This is a genomic window from Oerskovia rustica, assembly GCF_014836555.1.
GTDB lineage: Bacteria > Actinomycetota > Actinomycetes > Actinomycetales > Cellulomonadaceae > Oerskovia > Oerskovia rustica.
In genome coordinates this window covers 57,057-63,465 of sequence record NZ_JACSQQ010000002.1, presented here as the reverse complement: position 1 = coordinate 63,465, position 6,409 = coordinate 57,057, and the positions used below count along the sequence as shown (strand labels likewise).

8 protein-coding genes are annotated in these 6,409 nt (G+C 73.1%); 5 read left to right on the top strand and 3 right to left on the bottom strand.

Going from position 1 to position 6,409, the window contains the following annotated elements; genetic code table 11:
* Positions 1-34 precede the first annotated feature (34 nt).
* A complete protein-coding gene (locus H9652_RS01450) occupies positions 35-1,693 on the bottom strand; it encodes a pyridoxal phosphate-dependent decarboxylase family protein (RefSeq protein WP_191794331.1) in 1,659 nt (552 codons plus the stop codon).
* Complete coding sequence (locus H9652_RS01445) at positions 1,680-3,110, bottom strand: MFS transporter (protein WP_318243932.1); 1,431 nt, start codon at positions 3,108-3,110, stop codon at positions 1,680-1,682. Before H9652_RS01445 ends, H9652_RS01450 begins: the two co-directional genes overlap by 14 nt.
* Before the next feature lie 160 nt (positions 3,111-3,270).
* Between H9652_RS01445 and trxA the strand changes: the two genes are divergently transcribed.
* Positions 3,271-3,660, top strand: a complete 390-nt coding sequence (gene trxA / locus H9652_RS01440) for a thioredoxin (protein WP_191788897.1) — start codon at positions 3,271-3,273, stop codon at positions 3,658-3,660.
* Between the two features lie 79 nt (positions 3,661-3,739).
* Here the strand turns inward: trxA and H9652_RS01435 are convergent, their stop codons facing one another.
* Complete coding sequence (locus H9652_RS01435; protein ID WP_191794330.1) at positions 3,740-4,480, bottom strand: NAD(P)H-dependent oxidoreductase; 741 nt, start codon at positions 4,478-4,480, stop codon at positions 3,740-3,742.
* Positions 4,481-4,547: 67 nt separating this feature from the next.
* Between H9652_RS01435 and H9652_RS01430 the strand changes: the two genes are divergently transcribed.
* From H9652_RS01430 to rpmA, 4 genes are all read left to right on the top strand, one after another.
* A complete protein-coding gene (locus H9652_RS01430; RefSeq protein ID WP_191794329.1) occupies positions 4,548-5,150 on the top strand; it encodes a TetR/AcrR family transcriptional regulator C-terminal domain-containing protein in 603 nt (200 codons plus the stop codon).
* Positions 5,151-5,281: 131 nt separating this feature from the next.
* Complete coding sequence (locus H9652_RS01425) at positions 5,282-5,488, top strand: dodecin family protein (RefSeq protein WP_056651409.1); 207 nt, start codon at positions 5,282-5,284, stop codon at positions 5,486-5,488.
* 219 nt (positions 5,489-5,707) lie between these two features.
* Positions 5,708-6,016: a 50S ribosomal protein L21 gene (gene rplU / locus H9652_RS01420; RefSeq protein ID WP_191789147.1), complete on the top strand. Its 309-nt coding sequence runs from the start codon at positions 5,708-5,710 to the stop codon at positions 6,014-6,016.
* Between the two features lie 74 nt (positions 6,017-6,090).
* Positions 6,091-6,348 (top strand): 50S ribosomal protein L27, encoded by a 258-nt coding sequence (gene rpmA, locus H9652_RS01415; protein ID WP_030151568.1) that lies wholly within the window; start codon positions 6,091-6,093, stop codon positions 6,346-6,348.
* The last annotated feature ends 61 nt before the right edge of the window (positions 6,349-6,409 follow it).

Sequence of the window (6,409 nt, the reverse complement as noted above, 5' to 3'; positions counted from 1 at the left end):
CTGCACGGACCCGGCCCCACCCGCCGGTCGTGGCTCAGGAGCCCCCGGGCTCCGCCGCCAGGGCGTCGACCGGCGGCGCCACGGGCTCTGCGAGACGCGCGATGAGCTCGATGAGCAGGCGCTCGCCGACCGCGGACGGCAGCGCCTCGACGAGGGCCAGCAGCGGAGCCATGGGGCCCGTGCCCGGCTCGGGGGCGTCACCGCCCCGCGGGTCGGAGCCACCGAGCACGGCGGCCTGCACGAGGTCCCACGCCGTGCGCGCGTCGAGAGCCCCCAGGGCCGAGAGCACCTCGGGCGCCGGGACCCCTGGGGCGAGCGTCGCGACCAGGGCGCCCAGGACCTCCTGCGGGTCGGGGCGTGGCACACCGCGCACGGCCTGCGCGGCGGTGACCAGCGCGGCACCCAGCTCGTCGACCACGCCCGCCGTCACGGGGGTCACCGTGAGGTGCGTCGTGTGCGGCAGTCGCGAGCCGTCGGGCTGGGTGTAGCCGGGCTGCGGCTGGAGCACGAACCCGCTCGCCCGGACCGCGTCCGACCACACGTGCGGGTCGACCCGCCGTTCCGCGGGCACCGACTCGTCGGTCGCGACCGCCACGAGGGGCCCGACCGGGTCGCCGACGACGCGCAGGCCCTCGATCGCGTCGAGCACCTCGCGCAGCGTGACCGTCGCGACGGCGCAACGTGCCGTCACGGCCCGGTAGCCCGGCACGCCGAGCGCCTGCGTCACGGCCCAGGCCGCGGCGAGCGGCCCCGCCGACTTCGAGCCCATGATCGTCGAGTTCACGACCGGGTATCCCGGCCAGCGTGTCGTCGCGAACAGCTGGTGGCGCTGCCGGTCGCGGTCGCGCGTGAGCAGGACCGAGGCGCCCTTGGGGGCGTAGCCGTACTTGTGGACGTCGGCGGAGATCGAGGTGACCCCCGGCACACGGAAGTCGAAGGGCGGGACGTGTGCGACGTCGTCGGGCCAGAAGGGCAGCACCCACCCGCCCACGCACGCGTCCACGTGCACCGGGACGCCCAGGGCGCTCGCGGACGCCGCGACCTCCTCGACCGGGTCCACGACCCCGTGCGGGTACGACGGCGCGGAGACGACGACGAGCGCGACGTCGCTCCCGTCTCCCACGGCCGCAGCCATGGCGGCCGGGACCGCGCGGCACGACGCGGGGTCCACGGGGACCAGCACGAGGTCGAGCCCCAGGTACGTCGCGGCCTTGTGGAACGCGGCGTGCACCGTGCTCGGTGCCACGACCTTGGGGGCGAAGCCGAGCGTCGCGAGCGTGTGCGGCGTGCCGTCGGCCCGCGGCGGGTGAGCCGCGAGGAACGCGTCACGGGCGGTCTTGACGGCGAGCAGGCAGCTCTCGGTCCCGCCGGACGTCACCGTCCCGACGACGCCGCTCGCGTCCTGCGCGCCCGTCCCGTGGAGCACGTCGCGCGCGAAGGCCACGAGCTCGCGCTCCATGACCGCGACCGACGAGAACGTCGTGGGATCCAGGGCGTTGAGCGGCTGGACCGCGCGGATCGCGTCGCCCGCGAGGGCGTCGAGCTCGGCCAGGTCCGGGTCGTAGACGTACGAGAGCACGCGGCCCCCGTGCGTCGGGGCGTCGGCCGCCCGCAGCGCTGCGAGGCGGTCGAGGATGCCCTCGGTCCGCAGGACGGGCGGGGCGGGCAGGGGGGTGTCGTCAAGGGCGCTCATGCGCTGCGGGCTCCTCGGTGGGCACGTCGATGTCGCCCCTGCGCAGTCGATAGCGTACGAGGGCCAGGAGGCTCAGCGCGACAAGAACCGCTGGGACCAGCGAGAACGAGAGCGCGATGCCGTCCACCGCGGCCGTCGTCTGCTCAGGTGTGAAGCCCGCGCTCGACGACTGGTAGCCCGTGACCCACTGCACGAGGCTCAGCAGCCCGGCGCCGAACGCCATGCCCGTCGTCTCGCCCGCGGTCCACACGCCGCTGAACGCCCCGCCACGGTCGGACGGGCCCTGACCCGTGACGGGGACCGTGCGGGCGTCGTGCGCGATCACGTCGGGCAGCATCGCGAGCGGGAGCGCCTGCATGCCCGCGTACCCGACGCCGGCGAGAGCGGTCGGCAGGTACACCCAGGCGCCCGGAGCCCACGCGAGCGGCACCATGCACAGCGTCGCGACCGCGAACAGCGAGCTCGCGAGGACGAAGCTGCGCTCCTTGCCGACCCGGCGCGCGAGCCGGTTCCAGAGCGGCATGACCAGCAGCGCGGGCGCGATGAGCGCCGCGAACAGCAGGCTCACCGCGAGTGTCGACTCGAGGACGTAGGTCGCGACGTAGTTCGCGGCCGCGAGCATGAGACCCGTCGCGAGGGCCTGGAGGAAGAACGCCGTGAGCAGGACCCGGAAGGGCTGGCTGCGGCGCAGCGTCGCGACGGCCTCCGAGACCGCGAGGCGGAACGCGCCCGCGGCCGACGTGGCCGCCTGCGGGGCCGCGGCGTGCGCACCCGGGGGGAGCGACGCCGTCGGGCCGGCGGCGCGCTCGGCGCGCGGGGCCACCCGGGACGCGACGAACATGCCGGCCCCGATGACCAGGCCTGCGACCACGCCCAGCGTGAGGTATCCCGACAGCGAGCTCGTCTCGCCACGCAGCACCGGGCCGCCCGCGCCGAACAGCAGGATCGCGAACGCGAGGGTCGCGACCCGCCAGCTGATGAGGCGCGTGCGCTCGTCGTACGTCGGTGCGATCTCCGCGGGCAGCGCGATGTACGGCACCTGGAACAGCGAGAACGCCGTGGCCGCGAGCAGGAAGGCCACGAGCACCCAGATCGAGGCCGCGGCCGTCGAGGCCCCGCCGGGGACCGCGAACGTCAGCGCGAAGAACACGGGGATCGTGCACGCGCCGATCGTCATGAAGCGCCGCCGCGAGCCCGTGCGGGCCAGGTCGCGGTCGCTGCCGTACCCGATGAACGGGTCGATCACGACGTCCCAGACCTTCGCGCCCGTGACGACCAGGCCTGCGACCGCGGCCGGCACGGCGAGCGCGTCCGTCAGGTAGTACAGGAGCATGAGGCCGGGCAGCGTGCCGAAGCCGCCCGTGCCGACCGAACCGATGGCGTATCCCGCGATCGTGCGCGGCCTGAGGCGTTCCACGCGCCACAGCCTAGACGTGACCTGGGTCACCGTGGTGGAGGTCGGGGTCCCGGGTCCCGGCAGGCGGCCGGGAGGAACCCGGCGTATGTTCGCCCGCGGGCCGGGAATACCTCCCGGGGACCCGTTGCTGCACCTGGTGAACCCCTCAGGAAGGACCTTCATGGCAACCCAGGAACTCACCGGCGCCACGTTCGAGCAGACCATCAAGGACAACGACATCGTCCTGGTGGACTTCTGGGCGTCGTGGTGCGGCCCGTGCCGCCAGTTCGCCCCGGTGTTCGAGGCGTCCTCGGAGACCCACCCCGACGTCGTGCACGGCAAGATCGACACCGAGGCCGAGCAGGCGCTCGCCGCCGCCGCGAACATCACCTCGATCCCGACGCTCATGGCGTTCCGCGAGGGCGTCCTCGTCTTCTCGCAGCCGGGCGCGCTCCCCGCACCCGCTCTGGAGCAGGTCGTCGAGGCCGTCAAGGGTCTCGACATGGACGACGTCCGTGCGCAGATCGCCCAGGCCTCGGCCGCGGAGTCGAACGGGCAGGCGAACGCCTGACCCGTCGACCACCCCGCACCACCGAAGGACCCCGGCTCCGGCCGGGGTCCTTCGTCGTGCTGGGGGGTGTCGCGGGCCGTCAGGCGGCGGGGCGTGCCGCGGGCTCGTGCTCGGCAACGCCTCGCACGGCCGCCGGTCGTGCGGCGGTCCGGCGGGCCGCGCGGTCGCGCGCCCGGTCCGAGGGCTCGGGGAGGCTCGCGAACCGGCGCTCGAGCGCCGTGAGCCACCGTGCCCGCCGGGCCGGGGAGACCTCGGCGACGCGGGGGTGGTTGACCCAACGGACCCGTGGCACGCCGAGCTGGCCGAAGACCCCGCGGGCCACGACGCGGTGCACGGGGGCGCCGAACCACAGGCGGTAGAGCGGCCCGGGGGTCGTCATGGTCGTCACGAGCGTGACGCCCGAGAGCCCGAGCGTCCCCTGGAGCGTCCCGACCCGGCTCTCGGTGTACGCGAAGCCGGGGACCAGGACCTTGTCGAAGAAGCCCTTGAGGCGTGCGGGCATGACCTCCCACCAGACGGGGTGGACCAGGACGAGGTGGTCGGCCGCGGCCAGGCGTCCTTGGTACTCGGCGGCCCGGGGGTCGACGGTCCGTCCTTCGCGCCACGCGCCCAGGTCTGCGCGTCGGACGACGGGGTCGAAGTCGTCGAGGTCGAGGTCGATCACGTCGACGTCGTGCCCGGCGCTCGTCGCGCCGCGGATCGCCGCGGCGGCGAGCGCCCGGCTGTAGCTGCCCTCGTAGGGGTGGTCGATCACGATCAGGACGCGCACCGGAGTCTCCTTAACGTTGTTCAATCTAACAACGTTAGAGTTGCTGAACATTGTTAAGGTGTCAAGGTGAGGGCGTGCGGCCGACCCGTGGCCGCCGACGATCCGAGGAGGGCGGGCGATGGCCGAGCGGCTTGACCGGGAGCGTGTCGTGCGCGCGGCGCTCGCGCTGCTCGACGAGGTCGGTCTCGACGGGCTGACCCTGCGCAGGCTCGCCCAGGACCTCGGCGTCAAGGCGCCCGCGCTCTACTGGCACTTCGCGAGCAAGGCCGACCTGCTCCACGAGATGGCCGCCACCATGCTGCGCGACCTCGTCGACGGCGAGGCCTGGGACGAGGCGACCCTTGCCGGGTCGCCCTGGCAGGACTGCGTGCGCGACTCCGCGACGAACCTGCGCCGCATGCTGCTCGCGCACCGCGACGGCGCGCGCGTCTTCAGCGGCACCCTCGTCACGGACGAGGCGCTGCGCGACGCGGTCGAGGTCCCGCTGGGCATCCTCACGTCCGCAGGCTTCGCGCCCGACGACGCCGCGCGCGCCTGGGGGACCGTGCTCAGCTTCGTCCTGGGTTTCGTCGTCGAGGAGCAGGCGGTCGGTGGTGCGGGCGCTGACGACGTCGACGGTGTCGGAGGTGTCGGTGATGCTGACGGCGCCCGCGGCTTCGACGAGCGGTTCGGGTTCGGCGCCGACGTGATCGTCGCGGGGCTCGCGGCGCGGCTGCGCTGACGTCGAGCGGCGCTTCGGCACGGCCGACGCGCGGCTCGGCGGCCGCGCACTGGCGCGCCGACGCCCCGCGGGGGATCGTGGAGGGGTGCGCGGACGCGACGAGGCGTCCGCCCTGGACGGCGGAGGACGTCATGAGCGGCTCGGTAGCGCGCATCACCCAGATCAGTGCACGGTCCGACGTGAGCTTCGACGACGCGGTGAAGACCGGGATCGAGAGGGCGAGCGAGACGCTGCGCAACCTCACGGGCGCGTGGGTCAAGGAGCAGAAGGTCGAGGTCAGGGACGGGAAGATCGTCGCCTGGCAGGTGGCGCTCGAGGTCACCTTCGTCCTCGACTGACGGAGGTCCGGGCGGGCGCGTCGGCTTGACCCGTGGAGGGGAGGGCGGCTATTTGACCCTGCCTCCGAGATTCCCGTACCCTTGAACGTCGGTGCGCTCGGTGCGCACTGGTCCCGTGTGCCCATGGTCCGGTCGCACTCGCACGCCACGGTGTGTTGAGTCCTGCCAAGACGACCAGACATGGCGAGCACGCCAAGACTAGAAGAGATGAGCAACAACGTGGTGTACGCGATCGTCAAGGCCGGTGGCCGCCAGGAGAAGGTGTCCGTCGGCGATATCGTCGTCGTCGACCGTCTGTCGGCTGGTGCCGGACAGTCCGTCGAGCTTCCTGCGATCCTGCTGGTGGACGGGGAGAAGGTGACCCACGACGCTGCGGCGCTCGCGAAGGTCAAGGTCACTGCTGAGGTCGTCCGGGACGAAAAGGGCCCGAAGATCACGATCCTCAAGTACAAGAACAAGACCGGCTACCGCAAGCGCCAGGGTCACCGTCAGCAGCTGACCCGCCTCAAGGTCACCGGCATCAAGTGACTTCCTCGGTGGCTCGTGAGGGCCGCCGCAGGTGATCCCACCCCCTCTTCTTCCAGCACGAAAGCAGGTTCGACATGGCACACAAGAAGGGCGCGAGCTCCTCGCGCAACGGTCGTGACTCCAACGCCCAGCGCCTCGGCGTGAAGCGCTTCGGTGGCCAGGTCGTCAGCGCCGGCGAGATCATCGTCCGCCAGCGCGGCACCCACTTCCACCCGGGCAACAACGTCGGTCGCGGTGGCGACGACACGCTGTTCGCCCTGACCGCCGGTGCGGTCCAGTTCGGTACGCGCCGCGGGCGCAAGGTCGTCGACATCGTCTCGGCCGAGGCCTGATCCACGACGCAGCACGCTTGACAGGAGGGGCGCACCCCCGCGGGGGGCCCCGCCGGGGGTT